This is a genomic window from Microbacterium sp. NPDC078428 (assembly GCF_044542535.1).
Classification (GTDB): Bacteria; Actinomycetota; Actinomycetes; order Actinomycetales; family Microbacteriaceae; genus Microbacterium; species Microbacterium limosum.
On sequence record NZ_JBITUP010000004.1, the window covers coordinates 69,782 to 89,764 of the forward strand.

A 19,983-nucleotide genomic window follows, 5' to 3' on the forward strand; every position below is an offset into this window, starting at 1 on the left:
CCGCCCGCCCCTCTCCAGGTTGCGGACAGGTTACCCGAAAACCGTCCGCGAGGCCGCTGTCCCGAGAGTCGGGGGTCGCAACCCTACGCATGATCGCGTCACGCTCTACAAGTATGCGTCGGCCCCCCGGCGCCGTCTGTAGGTACTTTGGGGGACAGGCGGCATGGCGGTGCGTCGCGGCATCCGTTGTTTCGGCCGCCGACGACGCGGGGAGGCGTTCCGGCCGGTCTCAGCCGGCGAATCCGGCCCAGCCCGCACCGCGGTCCAGGGGGCGCCGCAGGCCCCGCGCGCTGCGTGCCCAGGCCGAGGGACGGGTCTCCTCCGGCGCCGTCGCAGAGCTGGCCTCGTCGGCGTAGGCCTCCGAGACCACCGCCATGAGGGCGGCGAGTTCGTCGACCGTGGGGGTGCCCCGACGCACCTCGATCGAGGGTGCGGGTCGGTCCTCCGGGGCGGCGTCGCCGCTCACAGCGGGATGTTCCCGTGCTTCTTGGGCGGCAGGCTCGCGCGCTTGTTCCGCAGGGCGCGGAACGCCTTCGCTATCGCGACCCGGGTCGCGGCGGGCTCGATGATCCCGTCGAGCTCACCGCGCTCTGCCGCGAGGAAGGGAGAGGCCACGTTGTACGTGTATTCGTTCGCCAGGCGCGTGCGCACGGCGGCGACGTCCTCGCCGGCGGCCTCGGCGCGCTTGATCTCGCCGCGGTACAGGATGTTGACGGCGCCCTGGCCTCCCATCACGGCGATCTCCGCCGTCGGCCACGCGAGGTTCACATCGGCGCCCAGCTGCTTCGAGCCCATCACGATGTAGGCGCCGCCGTAGGCCTTGCGCAGGATGACGGTGACGAGCGGAACGGTCGCCTCGGCATAGGCGTACAGGAGCTTGGCGCCGCGACGGATGACGCCGGTCCACTCCTGGTCGGTCCCCGGCAGGTAGCCCGGAACGTCGACGAGGGTGAGGATCGGGATCGAGAACGCATCGCAGAACCGCACGAAGCGGCTGGCCTTCTCGCCGGCGTCGATGTTGAGGGTGCCCGCCATCTGCGACGGCTGGTTCGCAATGATTCCGACCGAGCGACCCTCGACGCGGCCGAATCCGATCACGATGTTCGGCGCGAACAGCGGCTGCACCTCGAGGAATTCGCCGTCGTCGACGAGCCGCTCGATGACCTGGTGGATGTCGTAGGGCTGGTTCGGCGAGTCGGGGATCACGGCGTTCAGCGCGCGATCGGCATCCGTCGTCTCGAACTCGAACCCGGACTCGTAGGTCGGCAGTTCCGCCATGTTGTTGTCGGGCAGGAAGCCCAGGAGCGTCCGGACGTAGTCGATCGCGTCGTCCTCGTCGTCGGCGAGGTAGTGCGCGACGCCCGAGCGCGTGTTGTGGGTGTGGGCGCCGCCCAGCTCCTCCATGCCGACGTCCTCGCCGGTGACGGTCTTGATGACGTCGGGGCCGGTGACGAACATCTGGCTCGTCTTGTCGACCATGACGACGAAGTCGGTGAGGGCCGGGGAGTAGACCGCGCCGCCGGCGGCGGGCCCCATGATGATCGAGATCTGGGGGATGACGCCGGATGCCGCGGTGTTCAGGCGGAAGATCTCGCCGTACTTGCCGAGCGCGACCACGCCCTCCTGGATGCGTGCACCACCGGAGTCGAGGACTCCGACGACGGGCATGCCCCCGCGCAGGGCGAACTCCATGATCTTGATGATCTTGTCGCCGGCGACCTCGCCGAGCGAGCCGCCGAAGGTGGAGAAGTCCTGCGCGTAGACGGCGACGGTGCGGCCGTGGATCGTGCCGGTGCCCGTGACGACGGAGTCGCCGTACGGGCGCGCCTTGTCCATCCCGAACGCGGTCGTGCGATGCCGCACGTATTCGTCGAACTCGACGAAGCTGCCCTTGTCGACCAGCAGCTCGATGCGCTCGCGGGCCGTCAGCTTGTCCTTCGCGTGCTGCTTCTCGCGCGCCTTCTGCTCGGCGGCGACGACCGCTTCGTCGTAGCGGGCGCGCAGATCGGCGATCTTCCCTGCGGTGGTCAGGTCGGGCTGCTCAGTCACGGACTTCACTCTATCCGGGGGTGCCGCGCCCGATCGCTTGGAGGAGAGCGACAACGACAGGCGTGATGTGCTGTGCATCTGCTCAGGCGCCGTGACCCTCAGCGTGGTGAGGTGTCTGCGCCCGGAGGACCTTCCCCGGGGTGCGGTCCTCCTCCGGATGAAACGGCCTCGCGCGGGTAGGGTGGGCGGATGCCGCTGACCGCCGCAGATCTCCCGCGCACGGCCGCGCTCGTGCCCCGCCTCGAGTGCACACCGCGCACGGGGTCGACCAACGCGGACCTCGTGGCCGCGGCATCCGCGGACCCGGGGGAGTGGCCCCACCTGTCGATGCTCGTCACGGACGACCAGTCCGCCGGCCGGGGCAGGCTCGGTCGTGTCTGGACGGCGCCGCCCGGGACGGCCCTCGCGGCATCCATCGTCATCGACGCATCGGGCGTCCCGCCGAGCGCGCGCGGGTGGATCCCGCTCGCGGCGGGTGCGGCCCTGACCCGCGCCATCGCGCCGCAGCTGGCGGGCGTGCACACGGCTCGCCTGAAGTGGCCTAACGACGTTCTCGTCGACGGACGCAAGATCAGCGGCATCCTCGCCGAGGGGGTCGGCGGCACGCACCGCATCGTCGTGGGAGCCGGGATCAACACGCGAATGCCGGTCGAGGAGCTCCCCGTCGAGACGGCGACCTCGTTCGCCGCGCTCGGGGTCACGGCCGATGCCGATGCGCTGCTGGCCGATTACGTCGATGCCCTGCGGGAGCACATCGACGCGCTCGCGCGAGCCGCCGGCGACGCGGTCGTCGCCGGCATCCACGCCGAGATCGAGTCCCTCTGCGACACGGTCGGACGCGCCGTGCGCGTGATCCTCCCGGAAGCCCGCGAGCTGATCGGCGAAGCCGTCGGCATCGGCGCCGACGGCGGCCTGCTCGTACGGACCGCCGTGGGCACGACCTCGCTCGTCGCGGGAGACGTCGTCCACGTGCGCTGAGCGATCCGATGCCGGCCCGGAACGCGCCATGCCCCGTCATCCACGGTCACACGCCCCGCGTGGGATGAGCCGCTCCCCGCTGCCCACGGGCAGAATGGGCGCATGACACAGCCCACGACGCTCGGCAACCGCCTGGCGACGCCTCCGCCGGGTGTCGCCGCGCCGGAGCGGCTGGTCGTCAAGGTGCACGGCTCGGCCCGCAGGCTCACGTGGTCGGCGCTCGTGCTCATCGCTGTGGCGGGGGCGACGGGATGGTTCTACGACAACCTGCCCGCCCCCCTCGAGGACTGGATGCTGCTGGCCGTCGCCGGCATCGTGGTGCTGCTGCTCGTCGTGCTGCCGTGGCTCGTCTGGCTCAGTCGCAGCTACGTGATCACGACGCGTCGCGTCATCGTCCGTTCGGGGCTGCTCGCTCGACGGACGCGGGAGTTCGCCCACGCGCGGGGCTACACGATCTCGGTGCGACGGGGTCCGATCCAGCGCCTGTTCGGCGCCGGGACGGTGGTTCTCAGCAACGGCATCGACCAGCCGCTGCGGCTCGTGGACGTGCCCGACGCCGCCCTGCTGCACGAGACCCTCGCCGACCAGGTGGAGGTCAGCCAGATCCTCGCCCACCGCGACGCGCAGCCGGGCGCCGATGCCGTCATCCCGCCGCGGCCTCCCGACCCGCTGCTCTGACGCCGCGGTGTCGCGCGGCCGCGGATGCCATGATGGAGGCGGCGAAGGGAGTCGGATGTCTGTGCGCATCGGTGTCGTCGGCGGTGGGCAGCTGGCCCGCATGATGATCGCACCCGCGGTCGAGCTCGGGCTCGACCTGCGGGTTCTCGCCGAGCAGCCCGGCATGTCCGCGGCGCTGGCGGCGACCGCGGTGGGCGACTACCGCGACATCGACACGGTGCGCGCGTTCGCGCGCGACGTGGATGTCATCACCTTCGACCACGAGCACGTGCCGCAGCCGGTGCTGCGCGCGCTGGTCGATGCGGGGGTCGCGGTGCATCCGGGCCCCGATGCCCTCCAGTTCGCCCAGGACAAGCTGCTGATGCGCGCCCGGCTCGCCGAGCTCGGGATGCCGCAGCCCGACTGGGCCGCGGTGACCGACGCGGCCGGCCTGCAGGCCTTCCTCGACGCGCACGACGGCCGGGCGGTCGTGAAGACCCCGCGCGGCGGCTATGACGGTAAGGGGGTGCGCGTCGTCCGCTCCGCCGAGGAGGCGGAGGACTGGATCCGCGCGCTCGCCGAAGCCGGGGCGGGCGACGCACTGCTCGTGGAGGAGTTGGTCGCGTTCCGGCGGGAGCTCGCGCAGCAGGTGGCGCGCACCCCTGCGGGGGATGTGGCCTCGTACGCCGTCGTGGAGACCGTGCAGCGCGACGGGGTCTGCGCGGAGGTGATCGCTCCGGCGCCCCACACGGCCGCGCGCCTGGAGCTCGTCGCGCGCGAGATCGGCCTGGCGATCGCCCACGGTCTCGGGGTGACGGGCATGCTCGCGGTGGAGCTCTTCGAGACGGAGGACGAGCGCCTGCTCGTCAACGAGCTCGCCATGCGCCCGCACAACAGCGGTCACTGGTCACAGGACGGCGCGGTCACCGGCCAGTTCGAGCAGCACCTGCGTGCCGTTCTGGGCCTGCCGCTCGGAGATCCCTCGCCGCGACAGCCGTGGGCCGTGATGGTCAACATCCTCGGCGGGCCCACGGAGGGCACGATGGCCGACCGTCTCCCGGCAGCCCTGGCGGAGCACGCGGGCGCGAAGGTGCACACCTACGGCAAGGATCCGCGACCCGGACGCAAGGTCGGGCACGTCACCGCCGTCGGCTCCGACCTCGACGAGGTCTGCTACGACGCGCGAGCGGTGGCCGCGCAGTTCGACTGACCCCCATCGGGTTGACTCTCGGACGCGCGCCGCAACGGCGTTCTCGCAGCCGGAAGCCCTAGCCTGGACGGGTGACCCGGCCGCTGCATTCTTCCGAGGCGCCCGAGGTCGGCGTCGTCATGGGCTCCGACTCCGACTGGCGTGTGATGAGCGATGCATCGCAGGCGCTCACCGACTTCCTCATCCCCCACGAGGTCGAGGTCGTCTCGGCGCACCGCACACCCGAGAAGCTCATGGCGTACGGGCGCGAGGCGCGCGCTCGCGGCCTCAAGGTCATCATCGCCGGGGCCGGCGGCGCCGCGCATCTGCCGGGCATGCTCGCGTCCCTGACCGCGCTGCCCGTCATCGGCGTCCCCGTGCCCCTCGCCACCCTCGACGGCATGGACTCGCTGCTGAGCATCGTCCAGATGCCGGCCGGCATCCCCGTAGCCACCGTGTCGATCGGCGGCGCGAAGAACGCCGGTCTGCTCGCCGCGCGCATCCTCGGGGCATCCGACGCCGCCGTCGCCGACCGTGTCGAGGCCTACGCCCGTCAGCTGGAGGAGCAGGTGGGGGAGAAGAACCGCCGCCTCAAGGAGAGCCTGTGAGCGTCGCCGCGGCCGCACGCCCCGCGGCCGCGCGGATCGTGCCGCCGGCCGTCAACGAGAAGCCCCTCCGGTACCCGCAGAGCGGCGATCGTGACGCGATGCGCCGCCGCGCCTGGTGGCTCGTCGCCTGCAACCTCTTCATCCCGGGGTCCGCGCAGGTGCTCGCCGGAAGCCGCCGGCTCGGCCGGTTCGGTCTCGGGGCGACCCTCGCGCTGTGGGCGCTCGCCGTCGTGGGCGCCGTCGTCTTCCTGCTGTGGCCGTTCGCCATCTACGTCGTCACGACCAACTGGTTCGCCCTGCTGACCGTCCAGGCGATCCTCGTCTTCTACGCGATCCTCTGGATCGTGCTCACGTTCGACACCCTGCGCCTGGTGCGGCTGGTCAAGCTGCGTCCGGGGGCGCGCGTGGCGATCCCCGCCGCAGCCCTCGCCGCGCTGCTGGTGGTCTCGGGCGGCGCGGTGTACGCCGCCACCGCCGTCGGCACCGCGCGTGGCACGATCGGCTCGATCTTCGGTTCCGGCGGCGCCGCCGTGCCGCCCTCCGATGGCTACTACAACATCCTGCTCCTCGGCGCCGACAGCGGCGAGGGCCGGGACTCGATGCGTCCCGACAGCATCTCCGTGGTCTCCATCAACGCCGAGTCGGGCGCCGCGACCATCACGGGCATACCCCGCGACATGGTCAGCGTGCCGTTCTCCGAGGGGCCCATGCAAGACCTGTTCCCCGACGGCTACGGCGGGCCCGAGTGCGGCACCGCCCACTGCGCGGTGAACGAGATCTTCACCGAGGTCGGCGTCCTGCGCGACGGCGCGACGCTCTATCCCGGCGCCGCGGCGGTCAACTCCACTCCGGCGATCGAGGCGGTGAAGGATGCCGCGGCCGGAACGCTCGGCATCGAGATCCCCTATTACGTGTTCATCGACATGAACGGCTTCGCCTCGCTCATCGACGCCCTGGGCGGTGTGGAGATCACGGTCGACCAGCGCCTGCCGGAGGGCGGCGGCCCCTCATACCCCGGCCAGCCGGCGGACGACTGGGCGATCGGGTGGATCGAGCCCGGCACCCAGGTGATGGACGGCGACACCGCCCAGTGGTACGCGCGGTCCCGCTACACCACGAGCGACTGGGACCGCATGAAGCGGCAGCGTCAGCTGCAGGAGGCGATCCTGCGCCAGTTCACCCCGGCCAACGTGCTGCAGCGTTTCCAGGGGATCGCGGCGGCGGGAGAGGACATCGTCGAGACCGACATCCCCGAGACGATGCTGCCGTACTTCGTCGAGCTCGCGATGAAGACGAAGGATCTGCCGATGACGTCGATCGAGCTCACGCCGGAGGGCGGCGTCGATCCCGAGGAGCCGGACTTCGCATACATCCGCGAGCTCGTGCAGCAGGCGCTGCACCCGCCGTCGCCCTCGCCCAGCGAGTGAGCGGTCCGCGGGCCGCCGCCCGTACCCGTCGCCGAATACGCGAATGCCCGCCCGGGAGTGCTCCGGGCGGGCATTCGCGCCGCTGTGGCGCGTGAGTCAGGCGCGGCGGCGGCGAAGGATGCTCGCGACGAGGGCGACGACGCCGAGGCCGAGCGCTCCGAGGCCCACCCAGATCGCGACGGGTGAGACACCGCCGCCGGTGTTGGCCAGCGACGAGTCGCCGACGCTGACGTCGCTCGGAAGGGCGACGCCGAACGGGACGACGGTGATCACCGCGGTGTAGTCGCGGCTGCCGCTGAAGGAGACGTCGTAGGTTCCGTCGCCGTCGGCGGGTGCCGTGAACACGGCGACGAGGCTGCCGTCCGAGCTGGCGGCCTTGGAGGTCGTCAGCGTGGAGCGCGCCGCCGGAGCGATGGCGGCCAGCCCGGCCTCGGCCCCGCTCTCGCCGGTCACGTCGATGTCGACGATCTCTCCGGGCTCGAAGTAATCCTCGGAGAAGGTGATGGTCGACGTCTCGAGCGGGCGGATCACCGTCGGGAAGACCGTGACGCTGACATCGTCGGGATAGTCGCCCAGATCGGGCTGTGCGTTCGCGGCGCTCGCTCCTCCGAGAAGGAGAGCGGATGCGGCAAGGACGGCAAGGACAGACTTCTTAAGCATGCGATCTCCCCCAGAAAATCACGGTGTGTTCGCCGTCCCCACGACGGCGATGTTGCCCCAAGCAACGTTCTCACTATAGGGCCGGCCCGGCGCCACCGCGAGGGGCACGATCATTCGCATCCCGTCGTGGTCACCCGCACGTTCGGATCGCGGAGCAGCGGCGTCGAGACGAGGCCCAGCTGCGCCTCGTCCGCGGCGCCCGCGAAGTCGACGGACACGGTCGTCGACTCGCCCGGCGACAGGGTCATCTCGTACTGGATGACGGGTCGGTCCTGGTCGATGGTGGCCTGTCCGGGCGCGGCGGCGCCGTCGAGCGTGGAGCCGCTCGCGGTCCAGCCCTGCGGGCCGTAGACCGCGATGCGGGTGCGCACCTGCCCCGGGTCGACCTTCGACGAGCCGTTGCCCGTGACATAGTGCGGAAGCGACTCCGCCCGCGCGGGATCGAGCGTGTTGGCCCAGACGACGTCGACGCTCACGCGGCTCTCGTCGCCGCACGACGCGAACGTCCCGGTGATGTCGGCGGCGGTGTAGTAGTTCATCTTGCCGCCCGTGCTGTCGTTGAAGAACACTCCTGCGAAGACCTCCTCCGCGCCGTCGAGCGGCAGCGCGCCGGCCAGGGTCGTCTCGGCGAGGCGCTCCTGCTCCGACGGATCGGCGCTCCACATCCGGATCCGGCCGTCGTCGCCGGCGGCGGCGAGCGCTTCGACGAGAGCGGCAGGGCTCGCGCGCCCGTCGGTGACGGCCTCGAACACCGCGCTCGACGCTCCGGCGAAGAAGGCATCCAGCTGGATGGGGGAGGGCTCATCGGCGTACACCCGCGAGAGCAGGATGTCTACGGCGTCGTCCGGCGTGAGCTCGTACTCCCCCGCGGACACCGGGCCCGTGGCGCGAAGCAGGTCGGCGATCGTCACGGTGTCGACCGCGACCACGCCGTCGACCCGGCTTCCCATCGTCTGGGCCCAGAACTCCGCGGCCAGCGCCGCGGCCTTCGGGAAGTCCGGTATCTGCAGCGCGTGCTGCACGTACTGGCCGGGCTGGTCGTCGAAGAGCGCGACGGTCGCGGCATCCAGCTCGGCGATCGGCTCGTCGAACTTGCGGAAATCGGCGGTGGACGCCTGGCCGGTGAGGCTGATCGCGCCGTCCTCGGCGTGCAGGACCGCGAACGCGCCGGGGATGCCGCCGGAGGAGCGCACCTCGGCGTTGTTCTGCATGAGCAGGAGGTAGTCGCGCGGACCGTCGGCGCCGAGCATGCTCGGCAGGAGCGAGGCGGCGCGTGCGAGGCCGTCGACGGTGGACGCCGCCGGTTCGAGGGTCTGTCGCACCTCGTCGACCGCGTCGGTGATGATCGGGAGCGTCCAACCGGTGTCGATGGCTGCCGCACGCTCCGCGGCGGCGGAGAACACCCCGTCCGCCGACTCCAGCGCGGGTCGCGCCGCGTCGAGCGGAGCGAGGTCGACGGTGTTGCCGGTCACCCCGAGCGAGTCCAGATCCACGGCATCCGCCGCGTCGAGCAGCGCGGGGACTCCGTCTCGGGCGAGCTCGTCGGCGATCTCGCTGATGTCCCTCACCGCCCGCAGGTTCGCCCCGACCCACGGCAGGATCTCGGCCGCGCGCCACACGGGGTCGCCGGTTGCGCGGGCCGCGTCCGAGGCGTGGGCGGAGATGGACCGCGCACGGGCATCGAGGTCGTCATGCTCGCCCGCGAGGACGCTCTGCTGGAGCAGGGCGGCCTCATCGGCGGTCGCGGCCAGCGCATCCCGCGCCGCGAGGGCGCGGAATGCCAGCCACGCCGCCGCGGCGAGGAGCAGGACCACGACCACGACCACCGCGAGCGTGATCCAGAGCGCACGACGAGACCTTCGCGTGCTCCGGGCGTCGGTCGTCGCCGTCGATCGTCGGTGCGTCACCATCGCCGCGCGCGACCGGTCAGGAGCCGGCCGCACGACGCCGCGACGCCACGATGACGGCGCCGGAGCCGATCGCGACGAGACCCGCCCCGCCGGCGATGAGCCACGACTCGACACCTCCGCCGGTGCTTGCCAGGGCGACGCCGGGGTCGACCTCGCACAGAACCGGGTCGGTCACCGACACCGTCGCGGTGTAGTTGCCCGACGCGCCCGCGAAGGTGAGCTGGTAGACCCCGACGCCGTCGCTCGGCGGCGAGAAGGCGGCGACGAGGCTGCCGTCCTCGGCCGCGGTCACGGCGGGATCGAAGGTTGCCGCGCCGGCGCGGGCGCCCTGGGCCGTGACGGAGATCGGCTCTCCGGACCCCCAGTAGCGGGCGCCGAAGACCACGGTCGCCGTCTCGCACGGCTCGATGACCGGCGATTCGATCGTGACGCCGGACGGCTGAGCGTACTCACCGGTCTCGGCGTGCGCGGTGGTCGGCGCGAAGGCCAGGATGCCGGCGGCGATGCACACGGCAGTTGCTCTCTTGAGCATGGTTTCTCCCCCCAAAGAGATTCATGCGAAGCCGCGGATGCCGGCGACCCCCCGGTCGCAATGCTCCGCGTGAACGGTCCGCGCCCTCCCCAGGCGTACGGACCGACTTCCCCAATTGTGTCAACTACCCCAGCTGACTCGTGCAGTCTAGGGCACGATCCGCCGTTCGTGTCATGCCCCGCGCGTGAAGCTGTGAGGCGGCTGAGCCCCGCGGCGCTCGCGCCGTGCCGCCCTCGGTCGCAGAGGTGCGGCCGACTAGCCTGGAATCATGACCGCGACTCTGCGCGTCGTGCTCGATCACGCCGTACCTCCCTCCGATCCGGATGCCGCGAGCCTCGCTCTCGCGCGGGAGCTCGTGGTGGCCGCGCCGCGCGGCTGCGAGGTCGAGGCGATCGTGTCGGCCGACGGCGCGGAGGCCGCGGCATCCGTGCCGGGGATCGCCCGCGTGCACCGCCTCCCGCTCAAGCGCGCGCAGTTCGTGGCCGCGTGCGCGCTCGGGATGATCCCCGGAATCGGTGGGGGGATGATCCACTCGTCCTCCCTGCTCGCGCCCCTCGTGCGCCACGATCGGGTGCACGATAACGACCAGACCGTCGTGACCCTGTGGGACCTCGACGCGCTGACCGCCCCGCAGCGGCTGTCGAAGCAGGCGCTCGCGTGGCAGAAGACGATGATCAAGCGCGCGCAGCGCCACGCCGACGCCGTCGTGGTTCCCACGCATGCGATGGCCGCGGTTCTGGGGGAGCGGACGAAGCTGGGCGACCGCGTGCGCGTGATCGCCGGCGCGCCGACGGGGGCGGTGGCGGCTGAGCCGGCGCACGGGGTAGGGGACGGTCGCGCGATCCTCCTGGACGCCGAGCGGGCGTCGGCCGAGGAGCTCTCGCGCATGTTCGCCGCGCTCTCTGAAGTGGTCGACGCGGAGGTCGTCGCGCTCGTGCGCGGCGACGATGCGGCCGTTCGCGAGCTCGCCTCCGCGGCCGGCCTTCCGGAGCACCGGTTCCGGGAGATCGCCCCGGCGGACGAGGGCCCGCGGGCCGAGGCGCTCGCCGCGGCATCCGTCTTCGTCGACCCCGCGGCGGGCTACGCGTATCCGTGGCGGATGCTCGACGCTCTCCGGGCCGGTGTTCCCATCGTCGCGGCGCGGTCACCGCAGAACATCGAGGTGCTCGCCGACGCGGGCGTCGTCGTCGACGCCGACGACTCCGCAGCGGTGGTCGATGCGATCGCGTCGGTGAGGGAGGACGAGGCCTCGGCGCGGCGCTCGCGGGTGCTGTCGGGGGACCGAGCGCGGGCGTTCTCGTGGCGGGATTCCGCCGATCGGGTGTGGCAGCTCCACGCCGAACTGTGAGTGCGCCCTAGGCTCTCTCTTATGCCCCCGAAGGTGTCGGTCGTCGTCAGAACCAAAGATCGACCGTATTTTCTCCGCCGTGCGCTCGCGGATATCGCGCGGCAGCGACTCGACGATCTCGAGATCATCGTCGTCAACGACGGCGACTGTTCCATGGTCGATGTCGCTCTCTCGGACTCGGGAGTCAGTGCGGCGGTGATCGAGCCACCCGGCCGGGGCGGACGGTGCGCCGCCGCGAACGCCGGGATACGGGCGGCTGCCGGCGAGTACGTCGTTCTCCACGACGACGACGATCTCTGGCATCCGGACTTCCTGGCCAAGACGGCGGCCGTGCTCGACGCGTCTCCCGAGGACGCGGGAGTGATGGTCGCGACGGAGATCGTGTACGAGCGGCAGGACGGCGATGGCTGGACGGAGACCGGCCGTGCTCCCTTCTGGGAGGGAATGACGGGAGTCACCTTCACGAGCCTCCTCGAGGTCAACAGGGCGGTGCCGATCTCCTTCCTGTACCGCCGCAGCCTGCACGACGATGTCGGCTTCTACGACGAGACGCTCGACGCCGTGGAGGACTGGGAGTTCTACCTCAGGGTGGCGGCCCGATACCCGATCGCGTTCCTCGGCGGAACTCCGCTGGCCTATTGGACCCAGCGACCTGACGCGAAGGGGGCGGCCGGCAACAGCATGTTCGAGCTCGCCTCCGAACACGATCGCGACGACCTGGAGGTTCGGGATCGCGAACTGCGGCGCTGGGTCGGGGCCAACGGTCCCGGCCTGCCGCTGTATATCGCCCGACTCCACCGGGATGCGGAGCACCGGCTGATGGCGCGGTTCGACGCTTTGGGGGAGGAAATCGTGAGGGGCGTGCACGAATCGCATCCGATCTGGCGAAGGATCCGCCGCCTCGCGCGACGCCATCGCTGACGCCGCGAAATAACATGCGGCAAATCGGGTGCACTTCAGTAACAATGGACCCATGCGCCGACCTGCCCTTCCCCGTCCGCGCGGGTCCGTCGACGGGCTGAGGATCGTTCTCGCAGCCGTCGTCGCATTCGTCCTCACCGCCGGCGGGGTCGTGCCCGCCGCCGTCGCGGCGCCCTCCGGCGCGGATGCGCTCGCGGCGGCGAGCGCCGACACTCAGATCAAGCCGGCGACGCTCGCGGGCTTCAACCCCGAGAACCTCATCGATGACGCGCTCTTCTACGACGGCGCGGCGATGACGGCGGCAGAGATCCAGCGGTTCCTCGACGACAGGAACCGGTGCACCAACACCCGGTGCATCAACACGGGAACGGCGAGCATCTCCTCGCGAGCGGCGGTCGTCTCGCATCGCACGGGCAACGTCGTGTGCAACGCCATCGAGGGCGGAACGATGCGGATCTCTGAATTGATCTACCGGGTGCAGGTGGCGTGCGGGATCTCCGCCAAGGTGATCATCGTGACGCTGGAGAAGGAGCAGAGCCTCGTGACGGGCCGCACTCCGACGGAGCGCAATCTCAACTTCGCGATGGGCGCGAACTGCCCCGACACCGCACCGTGCGATCCCGCCTATTCCGGGATCGGGCCGCAGATCCTCGCCGGGACCACATCGCTCAAGAACTACTCGGCAGGTCGATTCGCGCGTCAGCCGGGAGTGCACTTCATCGGCTATCACCCGTCGACGTCGTGCGGCGGGACGAACCTCAACGTCTCGAATTACGCGACAGCAGCGCTCTACAACTACACGCCGTACCAGCCGAACCCCGCGGCTCTCGCAGCGGGGTACGGGATGGGCGATTCCTGTTCGAGCTACGGCAACCGCAACTTCGTCAACTTCTACACGGACTGGTTCGGCGCCTCGAGCCGCGAGGGCTGGCCTTTTGGCAATGTCGAAGTGGTGGAGCCCATCGCCGGCGGCTTCCGCGTAGTGGGCTGGGCCGCGGACCCCGACACGAAGGCATCGATTCAGGTGCACGTCTATGTCGGCAGCGCGGGGATCCCCTTCATCGCATCTCTCGACAGACCGGATGTGGCTGCAGCGTTTCCCGATGTGGGGGCGGCTCACGGGTTCGATGTGAGAGTGCCGGCGAATCCCGGCGAACAGGTCAACGTGTGCGTGTACGGCATCAACGTCGATGTGGGGCAGAACACCTTGTTGTCGTGCTCGATGAGTACCCCGGTCACCGGCCCTCCGCTGGGGTCGCTGGATGCCGTCGTGCCCGTGGAAGGCGGCGTGAGAGTTTCGGGCTGGTCCTTCGATCCGGACACGACGAACCCGGGCATCGTTCATCTTTATGTGGACGACTTGGGCTACAGCATGGTCGCAACCTCGCCCAGACGTGACCTGGCGACGCTCTTCCCGCGACACGGGGGCAACCGGGGCTTCGACATCGTGCTCGGCGCGACTCCCGGGCCGCACCGGGTGTGCGCATATGGCATCGATTCCGCTGGCGGAGCGAACACCAACCTGGGTTGCCGAGACGTCACGGTCCAGCCGCTGCCGGAGAAGGGGCGCGCGCCGTTCGGCGCGGTCGATGCGATCTCCGCCAAGGACGGGAAGCTGACTGTTTCCGGATGGGCTATCGATCCTGATACCGCCGACTCCATCAGTGTGCACGTATACGTCAACGGCGTGGGAACCGCGCTTCGCGCGGACCAGCGCCGACCGGACGTGGGACGCGTGTACGCGAGTTACGGGCAACCCCACGGCTACACGCTCGTCAGCGACATCCCGGACGGCGAGCATTCGGTCTGTGTCTATGCCATCGATTCGGTTGGTGGGATGAACACTGTCCTGGGCTGCAAGACCATCGTCTACGAACGCCCGACCTCCGCCGCACCGTTCGGCAACGTGGAGATGGTTGCTCTTCGGCCAGAGGGAATCCGCGTCTCAGGCTGGGTCATGGATCGAGACGCAGCGAAGACGACCCCAGTGCACGTATACGTCGACGATGCCGGTCAGGCGACCGACACCACTATCTGGCGTGCCGATGTCAATGCGGCGTTCGGGGGGCCGAGCCTGCCCCGAGGCTTCGACATCACGCTCCCCGCTGGGAGCTCCGGCACGAAGCGTGTCTGCGTGTACGGAATCAACGACGCGTGGGGCCCTAACGCCTTGATCTCGTGCACGAGCGTCGTCGTACCTTGATGGGCAGACGGGACAGCTCACGGCGCCGCGGTAGCCTTGGCGAGTGCCAAGATCGATCAATCGCTCGCGCCTCTTGAAGCTCTTGGTCCCGCCGGCGCTCTTGTTCGGCGTTATTCTCGCGTGGGCCCTATCGTCCCCGGTAGGGTCCAGTCCGGACGACGATTTCCATCTCGCTTCCATCTGGTGCGCGCAGGGCGAGCGGGAGGGCCTGTGCGAGGGCACGAACAGCGATGCCTCGCGAGAGGTGCCGTCGGCCATCTCGAGCGCGCGTTGTTACACCTACCTCGTGGACCAGAGCGGTGCATGCGTCGACCTCGGTGAAGGTCTTCAGCGTACGGAGCGGGTGGATGCGACCGGGGTCTATCCACCGGTCTTCTACGCGTTTTTCTCAGCTTTCTCCACTCCCGACGTGGCGACATCGGTGCTCGTGATGCGCGCGATCAATGGGTTGATCGCCGTCGCCTTAGTGACAACCACCTTCTGGTTGCTGCCACAACGGCTCAGGACGGCCTTCGCGGTTTCCCTCGCCGCCTCTTTGGTGCCCCTCGGGTTGTTTCTGCTCGGTTCAACCAATCCGTCTTCATGGGCGCTTCTGTCTGCCGCAACGTTGTGGGTGACCCTGACCGCGTCGTACGGATCCTCGCCGCGTCGGCGTTGGGCCCTCCTGGGGGTCAGCCTGGTCGCAGCGACGATGGGTGCTGGTGCGCGTGCGGATGCTGCGGCATTCGCTGTCTTTGCGGTCATGCTCGCGGCGATCCTTGGGTGGCGACGAGGCGTCCGCTGGCTCGCCCCTGCGGCGACGAGTCTCGTCATCGTGGTCATCTCACTGCTCTTCTACCTGGGAGCGGATCAGAGTGCATCCGTGGTAAATGGTCTTCAGAACGAGGATCCACCGCTGACGGCCGCGCAGCACGTGAGCAACCTGCTCGAGTTGCCGTCGCTCTGGGTCGGTGCCATCGGGGGCTGGGGGCTCGGGTGGTTGGACACACCCATGCCCTCTGTCGTCTGGGTCTCGACAACCGTCGTCATGGGCGCCGCTGTCTTCCTCGCCATCAGGGGGCTAAGGCTGCGCCGCGGACTTGCGACCGCATTCGCAGGCGCTGCCCTCGTGGTCGTTCCCTTCGTGCTGCTCGCTCAAACCAACGCCGTTGTCGGCCTGCAGGTGCAACCGCGGTACATTCTGCCCCTGCTGATCATCCTTCTCGGCGTCAGCGCCGCGACGGCGCGATCTTCCGAGTGGTGGGCCGGGGGGCGAGCATATCTCGCGGCGGCACTACTCACTGTCGCCACCGCCGTTTCCCTGCACATCAACATCCGCCGCTACACGACCGGTCTGGAGGACGCGGCAGTTGATCCCGGGGCGGACGCCGAGTGGTGGTGGTCGGGCGTTGCCTCGCCCCTCACCGTGTGGATAATCGGTTCGGTGTGCGCGGCCACCCTGCTCATCTTCCTGGCATGGCAGGTGGGTCGCGTCGGTGAAACCGCTACCAGAACGGTCAGCCTGCCGGAGGAGCGAACCCAGGGGGTCGAGCGGTGACCGCCGTTCCGCGGACGCTCGTCATCGTGCCCGCGTGGAACGAAGCGCAGAACGTCGGCAATACCGTGCGCGAGATCCTCGGGCACTCACCGGGGTATGACGTTCTTGTCGTCGACGACGGCTCGACGGATGACACGGCTGCCATCGCACGGGCCGCTGGTGCCCGCGTGCTGATCCTGCCGTTCAACATGGGTGTCGGCGGAGCGATGCGCACGGGATTCACCTTCGCGCAGCGTCACGGATACTCTCGGGCCATCCAGGTGGATGCAGACGGCCAGCACAACCCGCAGGACATCGATGCCGTGCTGGCGGGGCTCGACGTCGCGGACATCTCCATCGGCGCGCGGTTCGCAGAGGTCGGCGAGTACGTCGCCACGGGTCCGCGGAGGTGGGCCATGAAGCTTCTCGCGTCCGTCCTCTCCCGCATCGCCAAGACGCGCCTGACGGATGTGACGAGCGGGTTCCGTGCGGCCAACGCCCGAGCGATCGCTCAGTATGTCCACTATTACCCGGCCGAGTACCTGGGAGACACCGTTGATTCCCTCGTGAGCGCGTTGCATTCCGGGCTGACGGTGACGCAGGTTCCGGTCGCCATGAGACCGCGGGCCTTCGGAAGACCGAGCCAGAATCCCTTCGGTGCGGCGCTCTATCTTCTGCGGTCGACCTTCGCCCTAGGCCTGGCGCTCATGCGTGGCCGTCGCCGAGCGGAGGATTCGCCCGCATGATCGTCGCCGCAGGTATCAGTTTCGCCATCCTCGTCCTGGCGTTCATCGTCGTGCTATTGCTTCGACGCCAGCTCCGCGAGAAGTACGCCACACTCTGGTTGGTCATCGGGATCTCGTTGCTCGTGATCTCGCTCTTCCCCGGCCTGCTCGTGGGAATGACACGCCTCCTCGGCGTGCAGGTTCCCGCAAACCTCCTCTTCGCGATGGCGATCGTCCTTCTCGTGGGCGTCGCGCTCCACCTCTCCTGGGAGCTCTCACGGGCCGAGGATGAGATCCGGCGGTTGGCGGAGGAGACCGCCATTCTCCGCGCGGATCTCGATGCCGTGATCTCCCAGCTCCCGGCGGCATCCCATCGTCCGACGGATCAGGGCGATCAGGACGCCGAGGACGGGCGGAAGATCCAGTAGCGGTAGGCGAAGTAGTTCCACACCGTCGTCGATGCCACCGCGATCACCTTGGCGAACTCCCACGGCAGGCCCCACGCGGCGCCGGCGGTCACGATGAGCGTCGTCGCGACAGTGTTCGCCGCGACCAGCAAGCCGTATCGAACCGCACTGGACACCAGGCGACCGCCCGACTCGAAGGCGAACGCACGCTGCATCAGGAAGGTGATCGCGAAGCTCAGGAGGAACGCGACAGGGGTACTCACGGCCAACGGGATCCCCACGAGCTCGTAGAGCACGAAGAGGAGACCGATGTCGATGAGGAACGCGCCCACTCCGACGACCAGGTAACGGACGGGACCGAGCGACCAGAGGCCGAGCACGCGGCCGAGGCCGCGACGTCGTGCCGACGCAGACCCGTCATCGGGCGGAAGAGGGACGCTCACCGGTTGCGCAGGTAGGCGTGCAGGCTCTCGAGCGCGTCGGCGGGGACGAAACCCGTGGCCTCGATCTTGCTCGTGTCCAGCGTGCTGTTCGAGGGGCGGGGGGCCACAGGTGCCGTCGCCGAAGCGAAGTAGTCGGCGGTGCTGACGCCCGTGATGCGATCGGGGGAGTGGCCGGTCGCTGCGAAGACCTCGCGGGCGATGTCAGCCCAGCTCCGCACCGGTCCTGCGCCTGTCAGGTTGTACGTGCCGAACGGCGCACCCACCTCGAGCAGGTGCCGGATGCCGCGGGCGATCTCGGTGGTGAATGTCAGTCGTCCGAGCTGGTCGTCGACGACGCGCGGGTCGACACCCTTCTCCGCGAGCGACCGCATCGTCGAGACGAAGTTGCGGCCCGACCCGATCACCCACGAGGTGCGGACGATGTAGTGGCGTTCCGCGAGGCGGCAGGCGATGTCTCCGGCCGCCTTGCTCTGACCATAGACGCCGAGCGGGCTGAGCTGATCGTCCTCTCGGTAGGGTCGCGTCGACGAGCCGTCGAAGACGTAGTCGCTGGATACATGGACGAGCGTGATCGCGTGAGCCTGCGCGATGCGTGCCAGCTCAGCCACCGCCGAGGCGTTCGTCGCCCATGCCTGGGCGCGGCCGTCGGCGCTCTCCGCCGCGTCGACGGCCGTGTAGGCCGCGGCATTGACGATGGTGGAGTAGTCGTTCCATCGGCGAGCCGACCACAACGACGCCGCATCCAGTGGCAGCTCCTCCCGCTCGGCGAACTCGACCGTGTCGTCGCCCCGGTACGCCTCCCGCAGCGCTTGGCCCAGCTGCCCGCCCGCCCCGACGACGAGCATCCGCTTCGGCTGCACACTCAGGGCCGCATCGAGCGCTGGGTGATCGCGGTCCTTCTCGGAGAGGATCGCATCCGACAGCGGGATCGGCCACTCGATGGCGGCGGCGGGGTCGGCGACGTTTACGAACGCGTACGACGCGTCGGGAGACCAGTGGTCGTTCACGAGATAGCTGTACGCCGTGTTCGGCTCGAGCGTCTGGAAGCCGTTGGCGACACCGCGCGGTACGAAGACGGCGACCGACGGATCGATCTCGACCGTGAAGCTCGTGCCGAAACTCGGGCCCTCGCGGAGATCGACCCATGCGCCGAAGACACGACCGGTCGCGACGGATACCCACTTGTCCCACGGCTCGGCGTGCAGTCCTCGCGTCGTTCCCACGCTTTCGTTGAAGGACACGTTGTTCTGGACGGGAGCGAAATCCGGCAGCCCGGCGGCGACCATCTTCTCGCGCTGCCAGTTCTCCTTGAACCAGCCGCGGTTGTCGCCGTGGACCGGAATGTCCCAGACCGTGAGGCCGGGGATGGGGGTTTCCGTGCGCTGCAGCGGTTTCCCGTATTCGGCCACGTTCACTGACCCTTCGCCGTGTAGAAGGCCTCGGTGGCGTCCTTCGCGCCCGCCCACCACGGCTCGTTGTCGCGATACCAGTCGATCGTCGCGGCGAGCCCCTCCTCGAAGTCGCGATACTGGGGCTGCCACCCCAGCTCGTTGCGCAGCTTGCTCGAGTCGATGGCATACCGCAGATCGTGCCCGGCCCGGTCGGTCACGTGGTCGTACGCGTCCGTCGGCTCGCCCATGAGACCGAGGATCAGTTCGACCACGTCCTTGTTGTTCTTCTCTCCGTCCGCACCGATCAGGTAGGTGTCGCCGATCCTGCCCTTCTCGAGGATGGTCAACACGGCAGAGGAGTGATCGTCGGCGTGGATCCAGTCGCGAACGTTCTCACCCTTTCCGTAGAGCTTGGGGCGGATGCCGCGGATGACATTCGTGATCTGACGCGGGATGAACTTCTCGACGTGCTGGTAAGGACCGTAGTTGTTCGAGCAGTTCGAGATGGTGGCCCGTACGCCGAACGAGCGCACCCACGCGCGGACGAGGAGATCGCTCCCCGCCTTCGTCGACGAGTAAGGGGACGAGGGGTTGTACGGCGTCGTCTCGGTGAAGCGGGAGGGATCGTCGAGCTCGAGATCGCCGTACACCTCGTCCGTCGAGATGTGGTGGAAGCGAGTGCCATGACGGCGCGCAGCCTCGAGAAGGGTGTACGTGCCGATGATGTTGGTATCGAGGAAAGGTCGAGGGTCGTCCAGAGAGTTGTCGTTGTGGGACTCGGCGGCGTAGTGGACAACGGCATCCACCGATGCCATCAGGTCGTCGACGACCGCCGGTTCGGCGATGTCGCCCTGCACGAAGCGAACGCGCGACTGCGGAAGACCGGCGAGCGACTCGCGGTTGCCGGCGTAAGTCAGCTTGTCGAGGACCGTGACGTGGTGGTCGGTGTGGGATACCACGTGGTGCACGAAATTCGATCCGATGAATCCGGCACCGCCGGTCACGAGAAGCTTTGACAT

General features: G+C 69.3%; 19 protein-coding genes. 11 read left to right on the plus strand and 8 right to left on the minus strand.

Annotation, left to right across the window (positions count from 1 at the left end):
• Positions 1-229: 229 nt before the first annotated feature.
• Both ACIGCK_RS08800 and ACIGCK_RS08805 read right to left on the minus strand, forming a co-directional pair.
• A complete protein-coding gene (locus ACIGCK_RS08800; protein WP_396665422.1) occupies positions 230-466 on the minus strand; it encodes an acyl-CoA carboxylase subunit epsilon in 237 nt (78 codons plus the stop codon).
• On the minus strand, positions 463-2,049 hold the full coding sequence (locus tag ACIGCK_RS08805) for an acyl-CoA carboxylase subunit beta (protein ID WP_396665424.1): 1,587 nt from the start codon (positions 2,047-2,049) through the stop codon (positions 463-465). The genes ACIGCK_RS08800 and ACIGCK_RS08805 overlap by 4 nt, the downstream gene beginning before the upstream one ends.
• Positions 2,050-2,238: 189 nt before the next feature.
• On the opposite strand from ACIGCK_RS08805, the gene ACIGCK_RS08810 reads away from it, so the two are divergent.
• From ACIGCK_RS08810 to ACIGCK_RS08830, 5 genes are all read left to right on the plus strand, one after another.
• Positions 2,239-3,027, plus strand: a complete 789-nt coding sequence (locus ACIGCK_RS08810) for a biotin--[acetyl-CoA-carboxylase] ligase (protein WP_396665426.1) — start codon at positions 2,239-2,241, stop codon at positions 3,025-3,027.
• Positions 3,028-3,129: 102 nt separating this feature from the next.
• Positions 3,130-3,705 carry a PH domain-containing protein gene (locus tag ACIGCK_RS08815; RefSeq protein ID WP_396665428.1) on the plus strand — a complete coding sequence of 192 codons (576 nt, stop codon included), beginning with the start codon at positions 3,130-3,132 and terminating at the stop codon, positions 3,703-3,705.
• A 55-nt stretch (positions 3,706-3,760) separates the two neighbouring features.
• Entirely contained in the window at positions 3,761-4,894 is a 1,134-nt protein-coding gene (locus ACIGCK_RS08820; protein WP_396665430.1) for a 5-(carboxyamino)imidazole ribonucleotide synthase, read from the plus strand.
• Positions 4,895-4,965: 71 nt separating this feature from the next.
• Positions 4,966-5,481 carry a 5-(carboxyamino)imidazole ribonucleotide mutase gene (purE, locus tag ACIGCK_RS08825; protein ID WP_396665432.1) on the plus strand — a complete coding sequence of 172 codons (516 nt, stop codon included), beginning with the start codon at positions 4,966-4,968 and terminating at the stop codon, positions 5,479-5,481.
• The gene (locus tag ACIGCK_RS08830) at positions 5,478-6,908 is read left to right on the plus strand and encodes an LCP family protein (RefSeq protein ID WP_396665434.1); all 1,431 of its coding nucleotides are present in this window, start codon (positions 5,478-5,480) and stop codon (positions 6,906-6,908) included. The genes purE and ACIGCK_RS08830 overlap by 4 nt, the downstream gene beginning before the upstream one ends.
• Before the next feature lie 96 nt (positions 6,909-7,004).
• On the opposite strand, the gene ACIGCK_RS08835 is transcribed toward ACIGCK_RS08830, so the two are convergent.
• The 3 genes from ACIGCK_RS08835 to ACIGCK_RS08845 all read right to left on the minus strand — a co-directional run bounded on the left by ACIGCK_RS08835 (position 7,005) and on the right by ACIGCK_RS08845 (position 10,010).
• Positions 7,005-7,568 (minus strand): hypothetical protein, encoded by a 564-nt coding sequence (locus ACIGCK_RS08835; protein ID WP_396665436.1) that lies wholly within the window; start codon positions 7,566-7,568, stop codon positions 7,005-7,007.
• A gap of 110 nt (positions 7,569-7,678) precedes the next feature.
• A complete protein-coding gene (locus ACIGCK_RS08840) occupies positions 7,679-9,478 on the minus strand; it encodes a DUF4012 domain-containing protein (protein ID WP_396665437.1) in 1,800 nt (599 codons plus the stop codon).
• 16 nt (positions 9,479-9,494) lie between these two features.
• Positions 9,495-10,010: a hypothetical protein gene (locus ACIGCK_RS08845; RefSeq protein ID WP_396665439.1), complete on the minus strand. Its 516-nt coding sequence runs from the start codon at positions 10,008-10,010 to the stop codon at positions 9,495-9,497.
• Between the two features lie 268 nt (positions 10,011-10,278).
• On the opposite strand from ACIGCK_RS08845, the gene ACIGCK_RS08850 reads away from it, so the two are divergent.
• The 6 genes from ACIGCK_RS08850 to ACIGCK_RS08875 all read left to right on the plus strand — a co-directional run bounded on the left by ACIGCK_RS08850 (position 10,279) and on the right by ACIGCK_RS08875 (position 17,151).
• Complete coding sequence (locus tag ACIGCK_RS08850) at positions 10,279-11,358, plus strand: glycosyltransferase (protein WP_396665441.1); 1,080 nt, start codon at positions 10,279-10,281, stop codon at positions 11,356-11,358.
• Positions 11,359-11,379: 21 nt separating this feature from the next.
• Positions 11,380-12,279 carry a glycosyltransferase family 2 protein gene (locus tag ACIGCK_RS08855; protein WP_396665443.1) on the plus strand — a complete coding sequence of 300 codons (900 nt, stop codon included), beginning with the start codon at positions 11,380-11,382 and terminating at the stop codon, positions 12,277-12,279.
• Positions 12,280-12,571: 292 nt separating this feature from the next.
• The gene (locus ACIGCK_RS08860; RefSeq protein WP_396665445.1) at positions 12,572-14,482 is read left to right on the plus strand and encodes a hypothetical protein; all 1,911 of its coding nucleotides are present in this window, start codon (positions 12,572-12,574) and stop codon (positions 14,480-14,482) included.
• Between the two features lie 43 nt (positions 14,483-14,525).
• Positions 14,526-16,019: a DUF2142 domain-containing protein gene (locus tag ACIGCK_RS08865; protein WP_396665446.1), complete on the plus strand. Its 1,494-nt coding sequence runs from the start codon at positions 14,526-14,528 to the stop codon at positions 16,017-16,019.
• On the plus strand, positions 16,016-16,744 hold the full coding sequence (locus tag ACIGCK_RS08870; protein WP_396665448.1) for a glycosyltransferase family 2 protein: 729 nt from the start codon (positions 16,016-16,018) through the stop codon (positions 16,742-16,744). The genes ACIGCK_RS08865 and ACIGCK_RS08870 overlap by 4 nt, the downstream gene beginning before the upstream one ends.
• Positions 16,741-17,151, plus strand: a complete 411-nt coding sequence (locus ACIGCK_RS08875; RefSeq protein ID WP_396665450.1) for a DUF2304 domain-containing protein — start codon at positions 16,741-16,743, stop codon at positions 17,149-17,151. Before ACIGCK_RS08870 ends, ACIGCK_RS08875 begins: the two co-directional genes overlap by 4 nt.
• Here the strand turns inward: ACIGCK_RS08875 and ACIGCK_RS08880 are convergent.
• From ACIGCK_RS08880 to rfbB, 3 genes are read right to left on the minus strand one after another with little or no spacing between them, the layout of a single operon-like run.
• Positions 17,118-17,573: a GtrA family protein gene (locus ACIGCK_RS08880; protein ID WP_396665452.1), complete on the minus strand. Its 456-nt coding sequence runs from the start codon at positions 17,571-17,573 to the stop codon at positions 17,118-17,120. The two genes, ACIGCK_RS08875 and ACIGCK_RS08880, sit on opposite strands and share 34 nt — an antisense overlap.
• Entirely contained in the window at positions 17,570-18,988 is a 1,419-nt protein-coding gene (locus tag ACIGCK_RS08885) for a sugar nucleotide-binding protein (protein WP_396665453.1), read from the minus strand. Before ACIGCK_RS08885 ends, ACIGCK_RS08880 begins: the two co-directional genes overlap by 4 nt.
• The gene (rfbB, locus tag ACIGCK_RS08890; protein WP_396665454.1) at positions 18,985-19,983 is read right to left on the minus strand and encodes a dTDP-glucose 4,6-dehydratase; all 999 of its coding nucleotides are present in this window, start codon (positions 19,981-19,983) and stop codon (positions 18,985-18,987) included. The genes ACIGCK_RS08885 and rfbB overlap by 4 nt, the downstream gene beginning before the upstream one ends.

Bases quoted from the DNA above. Each gene is read 5' to 3' on its own strand.
- ACIGCK_RS08810 (WP_396665426.1), top strand. From the start codon at position 2,239: ATGCCGCTGACCGCCGCAGATCTCCCGCGCACGGCCGCGCTCGTGCCC.
- ACIGCK_RS08815 (WP_396665428.1), top strand. From the start codon at position 3,130: ATGACACAGCCCACGACGCTCGGCAACCGCCTGGCGACGCCTCCGCCG.
- ACIGCK_RS08820 (WP_396665430.1), top strand. From the start codon at position 3,761: ATGTCTGTGCGCATCGGTGTCGTCGGCGGTGGGCAGCTGGCCCGCATG.
- ACIGCK_RS08835 (WP_396665436.1), bottom strand. From the start codon at position 7,568: ATGCTTAAGAAGTCTGTCCTTGCCGTCCTTGCCGCATCCGCTCTCCTT.
- ACIGCK_RS08840 (WP_396665437.1), bottom strand. From the start codon at position 9,478: ATGGTGACGCACCGACGATCGACGGCGACGACCGACGCCCGGAGCACG.
- ACIGCK_RS08845 (WP_396665439.1), bottom strand. From the start codon at position 10,010: ATGCTCAAGAGAGCAACTGCCGTGTGCATCGCCGCCGGCATCCTGGCC.
- ACIGCK_RS08850 (WP_396665441.1), top strand. From the start codon at position 10,279: ATGACCGCGACTCTGCGCGTCGTGCTCGATCACGCCGTACCTCCCTCC.
- ACIGCK_RS08855 (WP_396665443.1), top strand. From the start codon at position 11,380: ATGCCCCCGAAGGTGTCGGTCGTCGTCAGAACCAAAGATCGACCGTAT.
- ACIGCK_RS08860 (WP_396665445.1), top strand. From the start codon at position 12,572: ATGACGGCGGCAGAGATCCAGCGGTTCCTCGACGACAGGAACCGGTGC.
- ACIGCK_RS08875 (WP_396665450.1), top strand. From the start codon at position 16,741: ATGATCGTCGCCGCAGGTATCAGTTTCGCCATCCTCGTCCTGGCGTTC.
- rfbB (WP_396665454.1), bottom strand. From the start codon at position 19,983: ATGTCAAAGCTTCTCGTGACCGGCGGTGCCGGATTCATCGGATCGAAT.